The sequence below is a fragment of the Iodobacter ciconiae genome (assembly GCF_003952345.1).
Lineage (GTDB): Bacteria > Pseudomonadota > Gammaproteobacteria > Burkholderiales > Chitinibacteraceae > Iodobacter > Iodobacter ciconiae.
The window spans coordinates 191,839-212,247 of record NZ_CP034433.1; the positions used below are offsets into that span (position 1 = coordinate 191,839).

Genomic DNA, 20,409 nt, shown 5'->3' on the forward strand with positions numbered 1-20,409 from the left:
GTTAAGAAAAGAGCGCCCCAGCGGGGGCACCCGCACCTAAATCAACGTGCCGAAGGCACTAAATACGTGAAACTCCGTGTTTCAAGATGTGAGTTTTGCTATTTGGAGGGAGGCATTTATTGAGTGGGTTTGTTGTGTAGATCATGCCGGGTATAAACCCTCTCCTGCCCCATTAGCCATTTGGCAATATCCTGTTCCCATGTATATGAGGGGATGTGGAGGGCGGTTTGGGGGTTGGCCCATAGGGTGAATATTATGGCGGTGAGTGATAGCGGGATGAGTTTTTTGAGTGGTGAGGGTTTGGGGATGCGTGCCTTCCAGAAGGGGTGGATCACCATATAGCCCAGCAGCCAGCCTGTGATCACTTCGCTGCTGCTGTGTGCGTTCACTTCAAGGCGTGACCAGCCGATAATTGCGGCAATGAAAAGGCCCAGGGCGATGCCGGGTTTACTGAAATAACCTTCTTTATTGACCAGCACCCAGCCGGATAAAACGGGTAGGATGGCGGTTGAAAGCAGGGTGTGGCCGCTAAAGCCTATAAAATCGATGGCAGAGATGCCTAGGCCCGCAGCAAAAAATGCGATTTTGCTGGCAAGTGTGATGATCGTGGCGAGCAGCAGGCGTAAGGCAAATTGGGCGCATAGCGAGTGGGCACGCATGAGGGCCAGCCCCAGGAGCAGGGCCAGGGCAAGAGGCAGGAGCAGGCCTGCTTCACCCAGGCGGGTAATAGAAAACCAGTTCAATTGCATAGGGGTTTTTTCTGTAAAAAAGTGCAGGGCAGCATGATAGCGCGTACTTGATGACTTTATCTGTTTTTGTCGGGGGCTGGAGTAGTGGAGCTGCCAGGAGGGTTTAGGTTAAAATGTCTGCTTATTTATCAGTTTTTTTGCCCCTTTTCAAGGCGCTCTGTTGTGTGTAGTTAGAAATTGAGTATTGCTGCCTGTACAAATATTTAGGGGAGCATTTTAATTCAGAGGGCCCTGCTTAGGGGAGTGTATTTTGTTTTATTATTTTCGTGCAGCCAGGAGGGCTGTATTTGAAATGCGAGTTGACAAAAATCTGCGGGTAGTCATTTAATTAGTGTTTTTTTTAAGCAAAAATATCAACTCATCCTTTTTATTTCGCTTTGTGATTTTTCCCCAATAAAGGTATTTTGTAAAATATCATCTGCAAGAATAAACCCTGATAGGGTAATGTTTTTCAATATTTATTGAATAATTTTTTTATTTTATTTATATTGCAGGTAATGGATATTTTACGTGTAAAAAATGCCAAATCAATTTATTGCTGCTATTGTAAGGCTCTTGAATTGCTTTGTTTGGTACTTTACAATTTGACGCAGGTGATTTTTATATATCTCGTTTGAATTTGCTACTTAGGTAGGGGTTTTTTTGTAAATCCCCCTGAATTGAGAGTCAAAATGAAATGCTTCTTTTTGCGTTCGGTGTTTGGATTGGTGTGTGTTAGTGCCTCATCTGTAGCATGGGCCGCTGAAGTTTTGCGGGTTTTGGCCTGGCCGGGATATGCGGACAACGACTGGATCAGCGAGTTTGAAAAGCGCTTTGATGCACGTGTTGAAGTAACTTTTATCGATACAGATGAAGCTCTGTGGGAAAAGGTAAGTAAAAACAGAGGGGAGAATTTTGATGTTTTTGCTGCCAACACGGCAGAAATGCAGCGTTATATTGATCAGGCGATTGCCGCACCAATTAAATCCTCCCGCATTCCCAATACTAAAAACCAGCTGAGCAGATTCAGAGGTGCAAATAAAATATCCGGTATTAACAGGGATGGTTATTTATATGCTATTCCATTTGTATATTCTGAAATGGGCCTGATTTATGATAAAAACCAGATTAAGCAAGCACCTGTTTCCATGAGTGAATTATGGAATAAAAAATACCAGGGTAAAATTGTTTTACATGAGGGGAGTAATCATAATTTCAGCTTTACCGCACTGGCTATCGGGATTAAAGATCCATTTAATTTAAACCGGCAAGAAATGGCCCGCTCGGTAAACAGATTACTTGAATTACGCGATCAGAAGCCATTTTTTTATAACAGCCCGGAGGAAGGAACTCAGGCTTTTATAAAAAACAAAGCGGCTTTAATGTTTGCAAATTATGGCTTGCAGCAGCTTAAATTGTTACGCGCTGTCGGGGCAGATGTTGGCTATATTGTGCCCAAAGAAGGGGCACTGGCCTGGCTGGATTGCTGGGCAATCAGTATGAAAGCCAAAAATAAATCGCTGGCAGAAAACTGGATTAATTTTATGCTGGATAAATCAGTTAGTAACGAATTAACCCAGCGCCAGGGGTTGACCAATACACTGACTCCATCGCATTTAACTGCACGCGATAAAATTATCTGGATTCAGTCATCGGAAGATTTTTCTTTGCGATCCCAGTATTGGGATCGGATTCGTTTGGGTAATGCCAGAGGCGGTAATAATCAGCTTAAAAGATCAGGATCTAATGTTGCCGTGCAATAGATGGCCAACGTGGCACCTGTGTGTAAACACTAATTTTTAGGCTTATTTTTCAGGTGGGCGATGTGAAAAGCGTGCCGCCAGCCATAAGCCGCTGTGCTTCATCGCATAGCCAAATATCAGGCCGATTAGCAGAGAGGTGCCTACAAGCTGCCAGTTGCCATTGCCTGCAAACGTTGTGCAAGCCCCAATAAACGTACCCGGTATAAAACCCAGCCAGCGCTGCCTGGCCTGAATGCACATGAAAAACGCCACTACGCCTGTAAGCAGATAGCCTGCAATTTCGAAGTGGGGTGCAAGTGCGCTGCCCTGAATGATCACCGTTGCCCAAAATACACCACTGCAGCAGCTCAGCAGGCTGAGCTGCAGGCCACGCACACCCTCTTGCGGGCAGGCAAAATAAGCCGTACAGCCCAGAAATCCTGCCCAGCTCAATAAAGCAAAAGAAACAGCCACCCAAGCCCAGAGTCCGGAAAGAATGCCGGTGGTGATGGCGATCATTAAAAGAGGATTCATCTTTATCAACAAAAAAGGCCGCAGTGTAGCGGATTAAGCAGCCTTTTCTTTGATCAGGATCTAGTTTTATCGGGTAAATTAAGCACTTATGCAGGATTATGCTGCTGATTCATGATGTTTTCAGCGATGGGCTGGGTGGCCAGATCAATTTGGCGCACACTGCCTGCTCCGCCATGCTCGCCAAGCCAGATGCCGCTGGCGCGAATCTGGCCCAGCACCTTATCTTCTTCCCTAAGCTCGTATTCGGTTTGCACGCTGGCTGTTGCTATGGCTCCCACCCCGGCTTCTGTCAGCGTTTGCACCCGTCCGGCAGGCTGATCATCGCTTTGCCAGAGTTTCAGATCTTTATAAGCCGTATCGCCTTCGTCTATCCAGCCATTGTGGTCCTCATCCAGCCTGGCTAAATCACCAAAGCCGTTATCGCTTTGCGGGCCGAATAGCTCGCTGCCATTATCGGCTACGTTATTGTGGTTTCTGTCTAAAAATAACAGGCTGGCATCAGGCAGGCGCATGCTTTCTTTTTTGCCATCATTATCTAAATCAAAATCCACACTTTGCTGACGGAATCTGGTGGTGGCCGGCCCCATATCAATCACCAGCGGGTCCTTCAGCGTCAGCCACTGTGCACCGGCAATTTTTGTACTTTCATGGCTTTGCTCATGCTGATAAGCAACGTCAAATTGCCGCGTGCTGCCGTCTTGCAGGCAAACCTTGCCGCTGGCATTAAAGCTGCAGCTCTCGGTGGTTTTGTTGTGCTCAACAGCCAGCACTTGCAGGGTAATGGGTTGCGGCCTGGGTGTGACCGGGCTGTCGGCGCCGGGCGCTGCCACTGTGGATTGATCCGGGCAAGCTGCTGTGGGCTGACTGCTGTTGTGATTGCCAAACAGCATTTCCCATAAAGATTGAAAACGCTGTGTCTGGCTTTTATCCATTGCCTGTATGGCCTCTTCCTGCCGGGCATCTGTTTGTGGCAGAACACTGGCAAGGGCTGACAATTCCTGATTAAAAAACGCTGAAAACGGGGCTTGCGACGGATCTGCCGAAGCGGACCCCTCCGCTATTTGCAAGGATTTCCAGCTTTCACTGCTGCTGGCCTGGTGGCTGGTGAGCTTTAAATCGCTCTGCTCGATACGCATGATATTTCCCTTTAGTGAATGCAGAAGGAAAGATGCGATCAGCATGATTTATGCCAGAGGGGATGAGAGGTGGGCTGTTAAGTCACTTAACCGTTTTGCCTAAGAGTGGGCATTCGCGCTATAGCAAAAAGATCATTTTAGTGCCTTTGGCACGTTGATTTTGGAGCGGTAGCCACCGCGGGGGCCTTCCTTTCTTGAACGGCCAAGAAACGAAGCCAAGCCGCAATCCCAAAAGCACGAAGGCCCCTCACTGCGGACAATCGAGGCGGCGGCTACGGGACTCACTCGCTGCGCTCGCTCAAACATCCTCGCCGAAACCCCGCTTCGGCGTGCTTCAAGGGGACCCTAAAGCCCCGAGCAAAGAGCGCGTGTATTGCATTTGTCACTGTTTGCGGATAACAAATCATAATTTCAGCTTTTAACTGTTAACGCAGACATAGCTTTGATAAAGGGGGAGACTGCAGCGCTAAAATGAAGCTAAAAGTTGAGCCATAGAATGAGTTTCAACCTCCGTGTAACTATTTAATGGTTTTCTTTGTGTACTCACTGATCTTTGTGTCTGCAGATCTTTTGTCTTCTATGGCTCTGTGGGCACAACCTTTTGCCCACTCTGCATTTACCCTCCTGAAAACGCATACTGCTTATCCATCTGGCTGAGCCCCAGCCCTGCTGATTTATGGATTTTCAGCTGTACGGGGATGCGTTCTTTCAGGGCTTCTACGTGGCTGATGATGCCTATCATTTTGCCGCTGGCATTGAGGTGATCGAGCGCGTCGAGGGCGATTTCCAGTGTTTCACCGTCCAGCGTGCCAAAACCTTCGTCTAAAAACAGCGAATCAATCGATGTCTTGTGGCTGACCAGATCAGACAGCGCAAGGGCCAGCGCCAGGCTGACTAAAAAGCTTTCACCGCCCGATAATGTTTTGGTGTCCCGTGCCACATCGCCTTGCCATGTGTCGATAATCCCCAGCTCCAGCTCGCCTTTGCGCAGCAGCTGGTAGCGGCCGTGCAGGCGCTCTAGCTGACGATTTGCCAGATGAATCAGATGATCCAGCGTTAAGCCCTGTGCAAATTTACGATATTTTGCACCATCGGCCGAGCCAATCAGGCTGTTGAGATGCTGCCAGTAGTCGTAATCCACGCTCATGGCCGCAATCTCGGTAAACAGCGCGGCCTGGCCGCTGCGCCTTGCATCGTCTCCTTGCAATGCCCCGCGAATTTCGCCCTGGCGCTGGGCCTGCCGGCTGATTTCTGCGCTGAGGCTGGCCAGCTGCTCATCCAGCTCGGGCAAGGCTAGCTCTGTTTTGGGCGTGGCAAGCAGTGGCTCTAAGCTCTGTTCCGCGCTGCTGACTAGGGTGTTGGCGCTGATCAGCGCGGTATCGAGCTGCTGTTTGAGCGCGCTTAATGCATTGCGCTGATCGTCTTCCAAATGCGCTGCGATAAAGGCGGCTTCGTCTTGAAACGGGCTGGCGGCCAGCGCGGCCTGCCATGCACGGCTGGCGTGCTGCAGCTGCTCCTCATGCTCTTGCCTGCGCTTTTGCAGGTTGATTTCCCGACCTTTTTGCTGATTAATCTGCTCTTGCAGGCTGTTGATCTGCAAGACGCACGTGGCTAAATCAGCTGCCGGTTGTTGGGTGCCGGGCAGGGGCGCTTGCGGTGCTGCACCTGTTTTCTGCCAGCGTAGCAGCCAGGTGTTTTCTGCCTCTTCGGCAGTGTTGGCGGCTTGCTGCTGAACAATTAAATCTTGTGCCAGCTGTTGCAATTGTTGCTGAGCGGCCTGCCAGCCTTGCCACTGGGATTCTTGCGCCTGCAGCCAGGCGTTGCTGTCAGCAGGAAGCTTTTGATCGGGTAGAGAGCTTCGCAATGCATCGGTTTCTGTGCTTATTTGCTCGGCCAGCCTGCTTTTTCTCAGGTTTAAATCCTGCAGATGGGCCTGTGCGTTTTCCAGCTTTTGCGTCAGCAGTTGCAAAGCTTGCTGGCATTCAGCCAGTGCTTTTTCAGCGGCCAGCCTTATTTTTTGCGCTTCTTCCTGCTGCGCTTTATTTTGGGCCAGCTGGTTTAAAGTGGCGTCTGCATCCTGCACTGCTGCGGCGTGTTGCTGGCTGAGTGCGGCTAAATCAGGTGCGGGAGTCGCCAGCTTGCTGCAGAGCAGATGCCATTGCTGCAGCTGCTCAGAGCTAAGAGCTGCGTTATTTTGCTGCTGAGATTCCAGCGCGCCGATTTCTGCTTCCAGCCTGGTGAGATCAAGCTTGAGCGCCTGCCCCTCTTCAGTAAGCTTTTCCAGCTCTGCCTGTTTGGCCTCCATTGCTGCTGCGGTGGCAGAAACATTCAGCACCTCGTAATCATGAATGGCCGGATGCTCAAGAGAGCCACAGAGCGGGCAGGCTTCACCGGCTCGCAATTGCTGGCGGTAGGCTTCCAGCCCTTGAATGCGTTGTTCTTGTTCCAGCAGTTTTTTCTTATCGTTCAGCTGTTGTTTTAAATCGCTGAATGTCAGCCTGAGCGTTGCCAGCACCTGCTCTTTCTGGCTGACCATGGTCTGTTTTTCGGCCAGCGTGGTGGCCAGCAGTGCAGATTGCTGCTGTGTTTTTTGGCTGCTGATTTCCAGCTCGGCCAGCCGCGCGATATCTGCGCCACGCGCAAGTAAGCTTTGTTTCTGCTCCCAAAAAGCCGCTTCGTCTTTGCCTGCAAGCAAAGCCTGCCATGCTGCTTGCGCGGTGTTTTCTGCCAGCCCAGCCGCCTGGCTTTCTGCTTGCTGATTACTGGCGCTTAAAATGCTTGCCGCTTGTTGCTCAATCAGTGCATGGATATTTTGCTGATTGATCTCTGCTTCCAGCCTGCTCATCTCGCCTGATAGCGTATTTAAGCTTAAAAATTGCACCCGCCAGCCTGCCAGTTGCTCGCCCAGTTTTGCGTGCTCGGGGCGCTGGGTGCTGATTAATATACTCTGCGCGGCCTTGGTCTGGCTAAGCTGGGCGCGGCTTTGCTGGTTTTGTTGCATCGCCAGTTGCTGCGCCTGCCAGAGCCTGGCCCGGTGTTCTTCAAGGGCGTTGTTTTGCTCTGCGCTCAGTTGCACCAGCTCTTGCCCGGTATGGGCGAGTGCCTCTGTGGCCTGGCTTAATGCGCTGTACGGCAATTGTAGTTTGGCCGCTGGCTCGCTTCGGGCAAGCTGATCCAGTTGCGGCTCTGCGCTGGCCAGTGCAGCAAGGGCTTCTTGCTGGCGGGATTGAGCGTCAGCATGCTGGCTATTGGCTTTACTCAGTGCTTCACGCCACTGGCGATTAATTTGCACCTGGCTGAGCTGGCTTTGCAGCGCTTGCCTGCTATGGGCTAAGTCACAGGCTTCTTTGTGTAAGCCGCTGAGCTGCTCTTCGCTCAGTAGCTCGACTCCCGAAGCCTTGGCGCGCAGCTGATCGAGCGCTTGCTTGCTGCCGCGGGTTTGCTCAAATACAGATTGCGAAATCTGGCCGTAAATATCGGTGCCGGTGAGCTCTTCTAAAAGCTCGGCGCGCTCGTTGGCGGGGGCATTTAAAAAGGCCGCAAAGCCGCCCTGCGCCAGCAACATCGATTTGGTAAAGCGGCCAAAATCAAGGCCGGTCAGGGCTTCGGTAAATTTGAGTTTTTCATTGATTTTATCGCTGAGAATTTGCCCGTTGGCGTCTGCCAGCTCCACTCTTGGCGCTTGCAATGCGCCGCTGGCCAGATTACGCGCACGGCGCTGGCTCCAGAAAGCGCGGTAGCGGCTGCCTTTCACTTCAAATTCTACTTCTGCAAGGCAATCGCTGGTGTGGCGGGTCATCAGCTCATTGCTGCTAGCCGAAATGCTGCTCATGCGCGGGGTTTGGTGGTAAAGCGCCAGGCAGATGGCATCGAGCAGGGTGGTTTTACCTGCGCCAGTGGGGCCGGTAATGGCAAACAGGCCGTTGTCTTTAAAGGGCGCGGCGGTAAAGTCGATCTTCCACTCGCCTTTTAAAGAATTCAGGTTTTTTAAACGCAGGCTAAGCAGCTTCATGCCTTATCTTCCTGCAGCATGGTGACGGTTTGGGCATAGCGTTTTTTTAGCTCGATCAAGAGGGGCGCGTCGATTTCTTCGCTGGCGATGCGCTGGGCAAATACATCAGCAGGGCTGAGCTCGGCCAGCGTTTCCTTGCTGTTTGCTTGCCAGGTGCTGGCCGTATTACCGCGCTCTCTGCGGATGCGCAGCACTTCTATTTGCGTGTCTTTAGTCAGCTCTTCTATGCGGCTTTGTAAGTCGCTAAGGTAATCGTCGCTGCTGACCAGCACTTCCAGCCAGATGGATTCGTTTTTTTCGAGGGCACTGATGGCTAATTCCAGCTCAGCCAGATTGCCGCGCAGGGAGATCAGCTGCTGAAAGCGGGGAATGGCGAGCGGCTCAACCGCTTGCAGGCCCTGATGATCTAAGCTCACCAGCAGCGCTTCTTTAGCCTGCTTTGCTTCATCAAAGCTCAGTGGAATCGGTGAGCCGCAGTAGCGGATATGCTCAAAACCGCCCACTTTTTGCGGGCGATGAATATGCCCCAGCGCAATATAGTCAGCAGGTGGAAAGGCGCTGGTGGGGAAGGCTTCCAGTGCGCCCACATAAATCTCACGCACTGATTCACTGGCGCTTGCGCCAACTGTGGTGAGATGGCCGGTAGCGATGATGGGCAAGGTTGGCAAGCTAAGCTCGTTTCGCACATCTAAAGCCCGCTGATACAGCGTTTGATAGTGCTGAAAAATACCGGCTTGCAAACTGAGCTGCTTTTCATCGCTGCTTTGCCCCGCCACGCTTTGCTGCACATCGCGCGCGCGGATAAAGGGAATCGCACATAACAGCGCCCCGGCGCTGCCGTCTTTTTGCCTGAGTAGTAAAATCTGCTCGTCAGCATCCGCCACCACGCTAGGAATCACGCTGGTATTGAGCTCAGCAAGCAACGATTTGCTTTCGCCTAAAGTGGCGACTGAGTCATGATTTCCGCCCAGAATAATCAGCTTCGCCCCTGTTTTGCTAAGAGCCACAATAAAGTGGTTGTAAAGTTCACGGGCATAGCTGGGCGGCGAGCCGGTATCGAAAATATCCCCGGCCACCAAAATAACATCGGCATTGTGGGTGATTGCAGCGGTCAGTAGCCAGTCTAAAAAAGCCTGATGCTCAGCCTGGCGCGTCTTGCCCATAAAGTGCTGGCCCAGATGCCAGTCCGAGGTGTGGATGATTTTCATGTGTAGAGGTTGTGATTCAGTATGGGGGAATTATGCAGGCTGGCGGGATGGGCGTCTTGCTCTTATTAAAATAATAAAAAACTACCGTTGTAGAAATTTAATAGTTTTTTGCTATAGAGTCCTTATCGAGATTTAACTGGTCTTTTTAAATGAGAATAACTATCATTTTGTTGTCAAATGAATTTACTTTAAAAGGATTGAATCATGGCTAAGACCGTTACTTTTGCGATGGTGCACTTTACCGTAGCTTTTAGCGTGGCGTATTTGATCACAGGAAGTTTAGGAATGGCAGGCTTCTTGGCTTTGATTGAGCCAATGGTCAATACGGTTGCGTATTTTTTTCATGAGAAAGCATGGGATGCTTACCGCCTTGGACGCAGCAAGCGAGTTAAAGAAAACCATGTAGTTGCATAGCCAGCATGGGCCTTATGACGATGCAAATGCCGCCAATATATATTGAATATGATAGGTATGGCCGATAGAGCCCGGCGGTTTTAGCAAAATGTGCTTGTCAGGTGCTGCTCTTTAATGGGGATTATTTGCAATCTCTTTATTTAGCCGAGGTATGACTCATGGCTGCTTTATTGCGTCAGCAAGATTTGCCACTGCAAACATGGAAAAATGGTGGCGGTGTGACGGCAGAAATTGCAATAAGCCCGCAAGGCGCTCATTTAGCTGATTTTGACTGGCGTATCAGCATGGCAACGATTGGGGCTGATGGTGGCTTTTCGGAATTTACCGGCATTGATCGCAGCCTGGTGATTCTGGCGGGTAAAGGGGTGAGTCTGCAGTTTGATAAAGGTGGGCCACAGTTGCTGACGCCAAAAGATAAGCCATTACGTTTTGCTGGTGAGGATAAAGTTTATGCGAGCTTGCTACAAGATGAAGTGACTGATTTTAATGTGACGACAGGGCGTGGCCGCTATTGTCATTTGTTAAGGTAGCAAGTTTTTAGCCAGCCTGAAGTCAGATCTTTTTCTTGCGAAAGTAGTTTATTGTTTCTCGCAGCAGGGGAATCTGTATTGTGCCAAAAGGGTGAACAGCAATTTGTTTTAAAACCTTTGGATAGCTTGTATTTAAGTGCTGATGATATGGGGCAATGGCTTTTGCTGCCTTATGAAGAAGCGTGTCTTCTTTGGGTTGCATTACAATCTGTGTAATTTGTAAAGCACAAAGTCATTTGTTGCTGTTATCTCTGTGCTTGATCGATGGGTTTTTAGTCCATTTATAAAGATGATATTTACTCATTGAATTTAAGTGATTTTACTTACAATAATTTATGTATTTACTTTCATTTTCTCTATTTTTTGCTTTCTTTTCTATTTAAAATATATTTATTTAATCCATTTATAAGTACATAATAATGTTCTAATTTTTAGGCTTTACTCATTGGAACTGATTTATGTATCTAGGGAAATCAATAAAAAAGCGGGGTATCCGGGCTAGTTTGCTGGCCATTACACTGGTCAGCATTATGGTTGCATGTGTGACAATAGAGAGTGAAAGTCCGGCCAAGCCTGCTCCGCCACCTGCAGCCACTTTGCAGGGGCAGACAGAGCATGCTCCTGTTTTGGGGGAGCCGCCCAGGCACCCATTTGGCTTGCCACCCCGGGCCGGGGCAAAGGGGCCACCCGAAGGCCCTCAGGCGCATGCCATGGCAAGGGGGGATCTGGCCGCTCCTCTTTATGGCGTATGTGACCAGCGTTTATTTTCTTTATCAGGCGCAGCACTGGCCAGCTATGTGGCCACGGTAGAGGGCCGTTGTATTAACCGGCTTTTTGATGGCGACGCTGCAACTTACCCTGTGATTTCGGCTGCAAATATGCAGGCTGTGGCAGAAGAGGCGCGCTTACGTGCCCGTCAGTGGAGCCCGGATAAGCCCAATGGCCTTTGGCCCCTGGCTACGTTTTTAAAAGCAGGTTATTTCACTCAGTACAGCCATGCTAAAGAAGTGGGTGAATATGGCCCCCTTATTGACCAGCGGGTTATGCAGGTGGTGGGGGCACTGGCAGGTAATCCTGCACTCTGGCTGAATCCTGCCGCAGAAGATGCCCGATCTGATGAGGCCTGGTTGCGTCAGAATGACGCGAGGCAAAGCGTAAGCGAGACAATGATTTTGGCTGACTCGGTGCGTAAACCTGAATATGCATTGCCTTTATTAGGCTATTTTTTTGTCCGTTATCACCGGCAGTTCAAGCAAAGTTATGCCCAATACGCTTTGCATCCTATGCAAACCACTCTGTTTAATATGCATGGTCAGAATGGCTTTGAGCAGAAGGTGGAAGCAGGCCAGCTCGATGGCCTGGTAAAGTCATTGGCGGCGATTTTGCGCCAGGGCCGTCATGCTTTTGCAGATGAGCAGATGTTTTTAAACACACTGCGAGAAACTGGCCGCTTTATGCTTTACCCGCAAACCACGCCACTGGCCGAGCCTGCTGTGGCGCTGCATCTGAATGCCGAGCGCTATTCGGCAGCATGGGCCGAGGTGGTTTATGTGCTGAAAAAAATTGCTAAAGTGCCCTGTGATCGTTACAACATCTGTCATGCTGAGGCCGAGCTTAAAATCCGCTTATTTCCGAATCTATGGGCATTTGATAATGGCAATCTGGTATTTGAAACCCCGCTTAGCCGTCAAGAAGTAGAGCCGCTCTATTATGCGATGAAGCAGGTTGAGGCGCAGCTTAAGCGGGTTAGCGGTGTGAGTCAGCCGGTAAAGGATGATCCCAATGCCCGTTTGCGGATGGTGATTTATGGCACAAAAAGCGATTACGGCCGCTTTCAGGGTTTACTTAACGATTTATCTACCGATAACGGTGGCATTTATATTGAAAATGGCGCGACCTTTTATACCTTCGAGCGCACCAGCCAGGAAAGCACGCTGTCTTTAGAAGAGCTTGTCCGTCATGAATACGTGCATTATTTATCTGGTCGTTTTATTCAGCCGGGTATGTGGGGCTCCGGCGAGTTTTTCCGTAATAGCCGCCGTATGCCCTGGTATGACGAAGGCTTTGCCGAATTTATGGCATGGAGCACTTCGCGCGAGGGTATTAAAGTACGTGGCCATGTGGTGGAGGTGGTGGCCAGTAACTGGCCGGCCAGCTTTCAGACGCCTGCACAAATTATGCGCTCCAGCTATAGCGATGGCTGGGATTTTTATAGCCATTCTGCGCTGTGGTTTTATTTTTTACACCGTAATGAGCCGGGTATGCTGGCCGAGGTGTTACAGCAATTGCGTAATGATGATGTGAGAGGCTTCGATGCACTGGTTGAGCGCCTGGGGGCTGACATCGCCTTGGGTACACGCTTTAAAAAATTTGTAGCCCAGCAAGTTGAATTGCAGCAGGCAGGCAAGCTGGGAGACACCTCTACCATTGAAGGTAAAGACTGGCTGGCGCAATCAGCGTGGCAGTTCAGTGATGTTGCACAAATTCAGGCCTTGATCGGCCGGGCGCTGCCGCTGGCTTGCCGTATCTGGGCCGAGGGCGAGGGCAGTACATTACGCCGTTTTGAATGCACAGGGCAGGAGTTTATTCGTGCGGGTACGATGACAGCAGCACATCAGGAAAGTGATGCTTTTCTTGATAATGCACTACAAAGCTTGCAAGGATTTGGCAATAATATGCTGGCTGTTAATTGCTTTGCCAGTGATTATCAGCTGAGTTTTCACAGTGCCGCGCTGCGCTGCGAAGGCCCGCTGGCAGACGGCACCCGCTTTGTCCCGACACCTGTGGCAACCGCGCCACCGGCCCGGCCAGTGCAAATCCACCCGACAGTATTGCCTGCAGCCCCTTCAACCCGGCCAATACCGTTACCAGCAACTGCGCCAATATCTGGGAGTTTAAATTCTCTGGTTTTGTTACAAACGCGGTTTAGCAGTGCAGGCCGTTGCCTGCGCGTTACGCTGGGGGCAAATCAGCCGGTAGATCGTTTTGTACTGCTGAATTCGGTCAGGCTGGGACGGATAAACTTTGCAGAATATGGCAGTTTTACCTACCGGCGTGATGCAGATCTGGCCGAGCTTACAGACAGTATTACTGTTCGCCTTTATCAAGGGGCACAGTTCAAAGATATTTCGGTTGTGCTGGATGCAAAACCTGTTAATCAAAGCGAGGCAGCTTGCTGGGCCAGGGTCTGATCATGTAATTTTTTTGTAGAAACAGAGTGCATAAATCTGCTTAATTGGCCTTATTTTTTTGGTTTTATTACCATAAATAGCCTTGTGTACTCTAAAACTAGTAAGGTTGTTTTTTGGGGGGGGGAAGGGCTTGTTCTTGTTTTAACAACTTGTAATTAATGGTTTTTTTGTAATGATAGAGACGGCAATTGATCCCTGTTCAGCAGCTGAAAACATAGAATACGTCCGAAAACCCCTAGTTCTTTTCCAGCTTGACAGCTTACTGCTGCACAGCCGAAGATGCGCCCACTATGCTGAATCTGACCCACGCTTATTCTTATTATTATCTGGCTTGCCCACTGGCAGCCCGATGGGTCGCGTTCATCTGAAAGACACAGAATGAAGCATCCAAGGCCGCCAAACCAGGCGGCCTTCTTGCATTCTGGCCCGCCTGATTTGCTGGTTCTTATAAAAATTTTACAAAAAAGGACCATATCAATGACTACTCGCTCTAATTGGGGCTCTAAGCTAGGGTTTGTGCTAGCTGCAGCAGGCTCGGCCATTGGCCTTGGGGCCATCTGGAAATTTCCTTACGTGACGGCCATGAATGGCGGCGGCGTGTTTTTACTGCTGTTTTTATTTTTTAGTTTCACCCTGGGCCTTGCCCAGATGGTGGTGGAGTTTACGCTGGGCCGTAGTGCGCAAACCGGGCCGGTGGGGATGTTCCGTAAGCTGGCTGGCAAATCCTGGCCCCTGATCGGGATTATGGGAATTTTTGCGGGGTTTGTGCTCTACAGCTTTTACAGCGTGGTGGGTGGCTGGACAATGGCTTACCTTGCGCTGGCCATGGATGGCTCGGTACTGACTACCGACACCAGGGTGCTAAAAGATACTTTCGAGCATTATGTATCCAATCCTTTCTGGCCAATTCTGACTCATGGTCTTTTTGTGCTGGCAACTTTGGGCATCGTGATTGGCGGCATTGAAAAAGGTATTGAGCGCGCCAGCAAATTGCTGATGCCGGGCCTCTTTATCATCATGCTGATTCTGATTGCCCGCTCGCTGACGCTGCCCGGCGCATGGCAAGGCGTAGTGGCTTTCTTTGCCCCTGATTTTTCCAAACTCACCCCGGCGATGGTGGTTGATGCCCTTGGGCTGGCGTTTTTCTCGCTGTCTTTAGGCACCGGCGGCATGATTGCTTACGGCTCTTACGTAAAGCAGGAAACACCGGTACTGCATTCCGCAGCCTGGGTAGTGGGCTTGTCTTGCACTGTGGCGATCCTGGCCGGGCTGATGATTTTCCCCGCGCTGTTTGCTTTTAAGCTTGACCCAAGTGCAGGCCCGGGCCTGACCTTTATGACCATGCCGGTGGTGTTTGCCAGCCTGCCCTTTGGTCAAATCTTTGCGATTGCCTTCTTTGCCCTGCTTTCGGTGGCGGCGCTGACCTCATCTGTTTCGATGCTTGAGCTGATTGCTACGCTATTTCTGGATGAATACAAACTGCCACGGCGCAAAGTAATTTTGTCCCTGTCTTTGGCTGTATTTCTCTGTGGCATTCCGGCGTCGCTGTCTTTTGGCCCCTGGGCGGACGTGAAATTCTTTGGCAAAACCATTTTTGATCTAATGGATTACAGCGTCTCCAATGTGATGATGCCACTGGGCGGAATTGGCGTGGCGCTGTTTGCAGGCTGGCGCGTATGGCCTTTATTGGAAGAGCACTCGGGTCTGTCCGGTTTGCCACTTCTTGGCCTGAAATGGAGCTGCCGCGTGGTCGCGCCTTTATCGATTGCGGTGATTTTGGTGAAGAATCTTTGAATGCTTTAGGCCAAATTTAAAACCCTAATCTTGAATCACGGAGATTACAGAGGGTACTGAGTTGCACGGAGAAAAACAGGCTTGAGTTAAGGTGCTTAGTTAGATTTTTGGTATTTTCAAGTTCATTAATCTGGGTAATTTCCTTCGCTGATGGCATAGGGCTTAAAAAAATCCCCTTGAAACACGCCGAAGCGAGGAACAAGCGGGCGGGGTTTCGGCGAGGACTGTTTGAGCGAGCTTGCGAGCGAGTTCCGCAGCCGCCGCTCGATTGTCCGCAGATGAGGGGCTTTCGTGTTTCGTGGGGTCGCCTTCTTTGGCTTCGTTTCTTGGCGAAGCAAGAAAGGAAGGCCCCTGCGGGGGCTACCGCTCCAAAATTAACGTGCCGAAGGCACTAAAAAAGCCTTGTTTTAGATTTGTTGAATGCTTATCGGCTGTAAATCGCCCCGAGGCATATTTAATTAAAAAACGCAGGATGTTTTATGACAACACGTAATGCTTGGGGCTCGCGTTTGGGTTTTATTCTGGCGGCGGCGGGTTCGGCCGTGGGGCTGGGGGCAATCTGGAAGTTTCCTTATGTGACGGCCATGAATGGTGGCGGGGCATTTTTGCTGTTATTTTTAATTTTTAGCTTTACTTTGGGCCTGGCGCTGATGATGGCCGAGATTGCCCTGGGCCGCCTGGCCAGTAATGGTGCGGTGGGCGCGTTTAAAAAAATCGGCGGCACGCCTTGGGCGCTCCTGGGCCTTTTGGGGGTGATTGCCGGCTTTGTGCTGTTTTCATTTTATAGCGTGGTGGGCGGCTGGACTTTTGCTTATCTGGGTAAGGCTATCGATGGCAGCGTACTCAGTGCCGATCCTAAGGCTTTAGAAGCGATGTTCGGCAGCTTTGTGTCTGACCCGGTGAAGCCACTGGTCACCCATGCGCTGTTTACCCTGGCGACGTTAGGCATTGTGCTGGGGGGGATCGAAAAGGGCATCGAGCGTGCGGGCAAGGTGCTGATGCCTGCGCTGTTTATTATCATGCTGATTCTGATGGTGCGCTCTTTAACTCTGCCGGGCGCATGGGCCGGTGTGGTGCAGTTTTTAGCGCCCGACTGGAGCCGCGTTAATCCTTCCATGGTGGTGGAAGCCTTAGGGCTGGCGTTTTTCTCGCTGTCTTTGGGTGTGGGGGCGATGGTGGCCTATGGCTCTTATATGCATTCGGGCGAGGAAATCCTTTCCGCCTCGGTCTGGGTGGTGTTTCTGGCAGTGATGATTGCGCTTCTTGCGGGCCTGATGATTTTTCCTGCGGTAGCGGCCTTTGGTTTAAACCCGGCAGCGGGGCCGGGGCTCACCTTTATGACCATGCCGGTGGTGTTTATGCACCTGCCCTTTGGTCAGCTGTTTGCGATTGCCTTTTTTGCCCTTCTGGCTACAGCAGCCTTGTCTTCATCTGTGGCGATGCTGGAATTGATCGCTATCTGGTTTATCGATGATTTAAAACTGCCGCGCCGCCCGGTGCTGATCGGTATCGCCCTGGCGGTGTTTCTATGTGGTATTCCTGCATCATGGTCGTTTGGTATCTGGTCTGATGTGCGCATCTTTGGTAAAAGTATTTTTGATGCGATGGATTATTTTGTGTCCAATCTGGCTATGCCTGTTGGCGGGATTGGGCTGGCTCTGCTGGCGGGCTGGAGAGCCGGGGATACACTGGTCGATGAAGTTGGCTTATCAGGCTGGAAAAGGCAAGCCTGGCTGATGACTTGCCGCTATGTTGCGCCTGTATTGATTACCACGGTACTGGTGAAAAATCTGTAAACACCTGCTGTGCTGCGAAATTACTACTTGACCACTTCACTCCTTACAAGGCATTCTAAAAAGCATGAATACGAACACACTCAATCACTCAGCAACTTGGTGGCGCATTTACTAGTGCGGCACCTTGGGTATTGATCTATGGGGCCGCCGAAAGGGCGGCCTTTTATTTAGCTCGCGCATTCGGTGGCAGACTTACTTGGCAAATGGCCCCGGCTTATTTGCCGCTACCAGGAATAGCGCATGTCTCGTTCACAATGGAGCTCCAAACTCGGCTTTATTCTTGCCTCCGCAGGGGCAACTGTCGGTTTAGGCTCAATCTGGAAGTTTCCCTATGTCACCGCCATGAATGGCGGCGGTGCGTTTCTGCTGATTTTCGTGCTGATCACTTTCACCTTGGGTATTGCGCTGATGCTGGCCGAAATCGCCATTGGCCGTGCTGCCGCTTGTGGTGCTGTGGGCGCGTTTAAAAAGCTGGGTGGCAAGGGCTGGTCGGCAGTTGGGTATATCGGCGTGCTGTGCGGCTTAACAGTGTTTTCTTTCTATAGCGTGGTGGGTGGCTGGACCATCGGCTATCTGTTGCGCGCTCTGGATGGCCGGGTGATGAGTAACGATCCCAAGGCTTTGGGTGCATTATTCGGGCAATATGTCTCCAGCCCCATTGAGCCGATTATTACCCACGCCCTGTTTGCCCTGCTCACCCTGATTGTGGTGATGTTTGGTATTCAAAAAGGCATTGAACGCGCGGGCAAAATACTGATGCCTGCTTTATTTTTGCTGATGCTGGGGCTGATTATTCGCTCCCTTACCCTACCGGGCGCAGGGGCTGGCGTCATGACTTTTCTGGCACCGGATTTCTCTAAAGTTAATTCAAAAATGCTGGTTGATGCACTGGGCCTTGCCTTCTTTTCCCTATCGGTTGGCGCAGGCTGCATGCTGGCTTACGGCTCCTACCTTGGGCGGGATGTAAAGCTTACCAATGCGGCGATGTGGGTAACGGGCTTAACTACCATGACCTCGATTCTGGCTGGCCTGATGATTTTCCCGGCTATTACCGCCTTTGGCCTGGATGCGGCAGCTGGCCCTGGCCTGACTTATATGACTATGCCAGTCGTATTTAATCATCTACCCTTTGGCCAGTTTTTTGCGGTTGCCTTTTTTGCACTGCTTTTAGTGGCAGCATTGACGTCATCGGTTTCTCTGCTTGAGCTGATTGTGGTGTATCCGATTGACGAATGGAATCTGCCTCGTAAAGCTACGACTGGCGCAATTACCCTGCTGGTATTTCTGGCTGGCATTCCTGCCTCGCTCTCCTTTGGTGTGCTGGGCGAATACAAATGGTTTGGCCGCAATGTATTTGAGCTGATGGATTACAGCGCATCCAACATCCTACTGCCGCTGGGCGGGATCGGCACGGCACTGTTTGCTGGCTGGAAAATCTGGCCGGTTGTTGAAGCCGAGCTGGGGCTCAGCCCTGCTTTAAACTGGGGAATGAAGTGGATGTGCCGTATTGCGGCCCCGGCATTGATTGCCCTGATCCTGGTTTACAACTTGTAAAATAGATGATGTGCGTGGGTAAATAACCTTGCCCACGCAAATAAGGTTTTGTCTGAATAATTTTATTTTTTGAGCTGTTTCTTATATTTAGTGGTTATTTAATTTTTTTAATTATAATAGTAGGTTTTTTAATTCTATATTTATTAAGTTCTGAAGTGTTCACTTCTTGTGTTTTCTTATTAACATAATTAGATTGCAAAGGCATTGTAGGTCCATATCTTAAAGTGGAGCCAAAGGTAGATTTTGCAGAAAAAACGCCGGTAATTTTTGTTCTTAATGGCTGAGTGATACTTGCCAGGACATCTTCAATATTAGTTTTTCCATAAGTATCTATCATCCAGCGCCAATCCCAATAATCACCAGTATCCCCATATCCCGGGTTGCTATATTGGTACTCTAAATTAGATAGCGATTCAGAGCTTCTGCCTATGGTATATTTTTTTTTAATTGTGGGCCTGTCCTGACTATGGCTGAGTAATGCATTATTTTCATACCTCATAAAGCCAGAATAAGTAATATCAAAACTAACATTTGCATCAAATGAATAAGGGTATTCAATTTCGGCAAGAAAAGTTTCAAGAAATACTTCTTGCTGGCTAAATGGAGGAACTGTAATTAATGCTGTTTTGACAATGGTTTTTGAATCACTTCCGCCTTTTAAAGAGGCCCAGCTCTGATTTGCAGCTATTTCGATAGAAAGCTCTGTTTCACCGACCAGAGGCCATTCGAAGCCTTGTTTGGCTTTGATTTTCTCACCTAGCTCGTATGTATCTGTTTTTGACCAGTTTGATAATTGGGAATAGCTTAAAGTAATACTGGATTTTTGTGTATAAGATGACTCATTAATAACTATTTCTGAAGTGGTATTTATTATTCTTTTATTTGACTTGCTAATAGGCCCTGCTTTAAATGTCTTATCATCAATTGCATAATGAAAATTGTCAATAACCATTGAAGTTCTTTCTTTGCAACGATAACCTGTGCATCTACCCTGATTAAAGCCGCTAATCTGATAGCTACCAGGGCTTGCAGAGCGGCTTATCACCATGCCATCGCCAACATAGCTAGAATTAATTCCGGAAACCCATGCAAAGCCAAAATAATGTGCCAGCAAAGATAGTGGCTTAAAAAAATCTTCCTGATTAACTAAGGTCCATTCAAAAAGAGCTTCATTACTTTCCGGATAGAAAATTGGTTCATAGACAGGAATAGTCGGTTTAAGCGAAGGCGTATTTAAAGTACACCATGCATCCTGGGGAATAACAGGGTCTTTTTTTATCTGGCCTTTGTGCTTTAAGCCCATAATAACCCAGCCATCTGCAAGAGCAATAATATCCCATGGTCCCATTTTATTTAGCAGCCAGGAATGCAGCACTCTGGCATTATCAACCGTTAATAGCCGATATCCTGCATCACAGGCTTTTTTAGGGAAATAAGATTGCCTGTAAACCTCATACATATTAATGTTTGTATTGGAAATAGCGTAGCTTGAAAAGAGTATGATTATCAATAGAGTTAATGTTTTGCAGAGATTATTTAATCGCATTATCTCACCTTATCAACTTTATGAAAAATAACTTTTTTATAGCGAAAAACTAAATGTTATTGGCGTGGCTAACAATAAATAAATGAAATTAATTTTTAAATAAGGTATTCGCCTCAGCAGCAATGACCCACAGATGTTAAATTAATACTCATTTAGCTTGCCTGATAAATTACAGCTTATCCCTGCTAGGGCCGTATAATTTTGTGAAGTAGCTGTGGGTAAGT

Annotated in this window: 14 protein-coding genes; 7 read left to right on the top strand and 7 right to left on the bottom strand. The window is 49.4% G+C overall.

Translation table 11 applies throughout. From position 1 onward, the window contains the following. Positions 1 to 116: 116 nt before the first annotated feature. Positions 117 to 749, bottom strand: coding sequence for a phosphatase PAP2 family protein (locus tag EJO50_RS00865; RefSeq protein ID WP_125971136.1), 633 nt, complete (start codon positions 747 to 749; stop codon positions 117 to 119). A 671-nt stretch (positions 750 to 1,420) separates the two neighbouring features. On the opposite strand from EJO50_RS00865, the gene EJO50_RS00870 reads away from it, so the two are divergent. Continuing rightward, complete coding sequence (locus EJO50_RS00870; RefSeq protein WP_125971137.1) at positions 1,421 to 2,491, top strand: extracellular solute-binding protein; 1,071 nt, start codon at positions 1,421 to 1,423, stop codon at positions 2,489 to 2,491. 42 nt (positions 2,492 to 2,533) lie between these two features. Here EJO50_RS00870 and EJO50_RS00875 read toward each other — a convergent pair whose 3' ends face one another. From EJO50_RS00875 to sbcD, 4 genes are all read right to left on the bottom strand, one after another. Then, the gene (locus EJO50_RS00875) at positions 2,534 to 3,004 is read right to left on the bottom strand and encodes a DUF1097 domain-containing protein (RefSeq protein ID WP_125971138.1); all 471 of its coding nucleotides are present in this window, start codon (positions 3,002 to 3,004) and stop codon (positions 2,534 to 2,536) included. Positions 3,005 to 3,090: 86 nt separating this feature from the next. Next, on the bottom strand, positions 3,091 to 4,140 hold the full coding sequence (locus tag EJO50_RS00880) for an SPM autocatalytic domain-containing protein (protein WP_125971139.1): 1,050 nt from the start codon (positions 4,138 to 4,140) through the stop codon (positions 3,091 to 3,093). 616 nt (positions 4,141 to 4,756) lie between these two features. After that, positions 4,757 to 8,152, bottom strand: a complete 3,396-nt coding sequence (sbcC, locus tag EJO50_RS00885; RefSeq protein ID WP_125971140.1) for an exonuclease subunit SbcC — start codon at positions 8,150 to 8,152, stop codon at positions 4,757 to 4,759. Next, positions 8,149 to 9,360 carry an exonuclease subunit SbcD gene (sbcD, locus tag EJO50_RS00890; RefSeq protein ID WP_125971141.1) on the bottom strand — a complete coding sequence of 404 codons (1,212 nt, stop codon included), beginning with the start codon at positions 9,358 to 9,360 and terminating at the stop codon, positions 8,149 to 8,151. Before sbcD ends, sbcC begins: the two co-directional genes overlap by 4 nt. A 204-nt stretch (positions 9,361 to 9,564) precedes the next feature. On the opposite strand from sbcD, the gene EJO50_RS00895 reads away from it, so the two are divergent. Together EJO50_RS00895 and EJO50_RS00900 are read left to right on the top strand one after the other, a co-directional pair. Beyond that, positions 9,565 to 9,774, top strand: a complete 210-nt coding sequence (locus EJO50_RS00895) for a DUF2061 domain-containing protein (RefSeq protein WP_125971142.1) — start codon at positions 9,565 to 9,567, stop codon at positions 9,772 to 9,774. A 158-nt stretch (positions 9,775 to 9,932) separates the two neighbouring features. After that, a complete protein-coding gene (locus EJO50_RS00900; protein WP_125971143.1) occupies positions 9,933 to 10,304 on the top strand; it encodes a HutD/Ves family protein in 372 nt (123 codons plus the stop codon). A gap of 22 nt (positions 10,305 to 10,326) precedes the next feature. Here the strand turns inward: EJO50_RS00900 and EJO50_RS00905 are convergent, their stop codons facing one another. Next, a complete protein-coding gene (locus tag EJO50_RS00905; protein WP_125971144.1) occupies positions 10,327 to 10,506 on the bottom strand; it encodes a hypothetical protein in 180 nt (59 codons plus the stop codon). A 256-nt stretch (positions 10,507 to 10,762) separates the two neighbouring features. Here EJO50_RS00905 and EJO50_RS00910 point away from each other — a divergent pair, with 256 nt between their 5' ends. The 4 genes from EJO50_RS00910 to EJO50_RS00925 all read left to right on the top strand — a co-directional run bounded on the left by EJO50_RS00910 (position 10,763) and on the right by EJO50_RS00925 (position 18,639). Next, entirely contained in the window at positions 10,763 to 13,495 is a 2,733-nt protein-coding gene (locus EJO50_RS00910; RefSeq protein WP_125971145.1) for a collagenase, read from the top strand. A 477-nt stretch (positions 13,496 to 13,972) separates the two neighbouring features. Then, positions 13,973 to 15,289: a sodium-dependent transporter gene (locus EJO50_RS00915; RefSeq protein WP_125971146.1), complete on the top strand. Its 1,317-nt coding sequence runs from the start codon at positions 13,973 to 13,975 to the stop codon at positions 15,287 to 15,289. 479 nt (positions 15,290 to 15,768) lie between these two features. Continuing rightward, positions 15,769 to 17,085 carry a sodium-dependent transporter gene (locus tag EJO50_RS00920; protein WP_125971147.1) on the top strand — a complete coding sequence of 439 codons (1,317 nt, stop codon included), beginning with the start codon at positions 15,769 to 15,771 and terminating at the stop codon, positions 17,083 to 17,085. 240 nt (positions 17,086 to 17,325) lie between these two features. After that, complete coding sequence (locus EJO50_RS00925; protein WP_125971148.1) at positions 17,326 to 18,639, top strand: sodium-dependent transporter; 1,314 nt, start codon at positions 17,326 to 17,328, stop codon at positions 18,637 to 18,639. A 94-nt stretch (positions 18,640 to 18,733) separates the two neighbouring features. On the opposite strand, the gene EJO50_RS00930 is transcribed toward EJO50_RS00925, so the two are convergent. After that, entirely contained in the window at positions 18,734 to 20,185 is a 1,452-nt protein-coding gene (locus EJO50_RS00930) for an aerolysin family beta-barrel pore-forming toxin (protein ID WP_125971149.1), read from the bottom strand. Positions 20,186 to 20,409: the final 224 nt, after the last annotated feature.

What these genes read in the sequence shown, in the direction of transcription:
- sbcC (WP_125971140.1), bottom strand. Translation starts at nt 8,152, where the DNA reads ATGAAGCTGCTTAGCCTGCGTTTAAAAAACCTGAATTCTTTAAAAGGC.
- EJO50_RS00900 (WP_125971143.1), top strand. Translation starts at nt 9,933, where the DNA reads ATGGCTGCTTTATTGCGTCAGCAAGATTTGCCACTGCAAACATGGAAA.
- EJO50_RS00925 (WP_125971148.1), top strand. Translation starts at nt 17,326, where the DNA reads ATGTCTCGTTCACAATGGAGCTCCAAACTCGGCTTTATTCTTGCCTCC.
- sbcD (WP_125971141.1), bottom strand. Translation starts at nt 9,360, where the DNA reads ATGAAAATCATCCACACCTCGGACTGGCATCTGGGCCAGCACTTTATG.
- EJO50_RS00865 (WP_125971136.1), bottom strand. Translation starts at nt 749, where the DNA reads ATGCAATTGAACTGGTTTTCTATTACCCGCCTGGGTGAAGCAGGCCTG.
- EJO50_RS00910 (WP_125971145.1), top strand. Translation starts at nt 10,763, where the DNA reads ATGTATCTAGGGAAATCAATAAAAAAGCGGGGTATCCGGGCTAGTTTG.
- EJO50_RS00875 (WP_125971138.1), bottom strand. Translation starts at nt 3,004, where the DNA reads ATGAATCCTCTTTTAATGATCGCCATCACCACCGGCATTCTTTCCGGA.
- EJO50_RS00880 (WP_125971139.1), bottom strand. Translation starts at nt 4,140, where the DNA reads ATGCGTATCGAGCAGAGCGATTTAAAGCTCACCAGCCACCAGGCCAGC.
- EJO50_RS00920 (WP_125971147.1), top strand. Translation starts at nt 15,769, where the DNA reads ATGACAACACGTAATGCTTGGGGCTCGCGTTTGGGTTTTATTCTGGCG.
- EJO50_RS00895 (WP_125971142.1), top strand. Translation starts at nt 9,565, where the DNA reads ATGGCTAAGACCGTTACTTTTGCGATGGTGCACTTTACCGTAGCTTTT.
- EJO50_RS00915 (WP_125971146.1), top strand. Translation starts at nt 13,973, where the DNA reads ATGACTACTCGCTCTAATTGGGGCTCTAAGCTAGGGTTTGTGCTAGCT.
- EJO50_RS00905 (WP_125971144.1), bottom strand. Translation starts at nt 10,506, where the DNA reads ATGCAACCCAAAGAAGACACGCTTCTTCATAAGGCAGCAAAAGCCATT.
- EJO50_RS00870 (WP_125971137.1), top strand. Translation starts at nt 1,421, where the DNA reads ATGAAATGCTTCTTTTTGCGTTCGGTGTTTGGATTGGTGTGTGTTAGT.
- EJO50_RS00930 (WP_125971149.1), bottom strand. Translation starts at nt 20,185, where the DNA reads ATGCGATTAAATAATCTCTGCAAAACATTAACTCTATTGATAATCATA.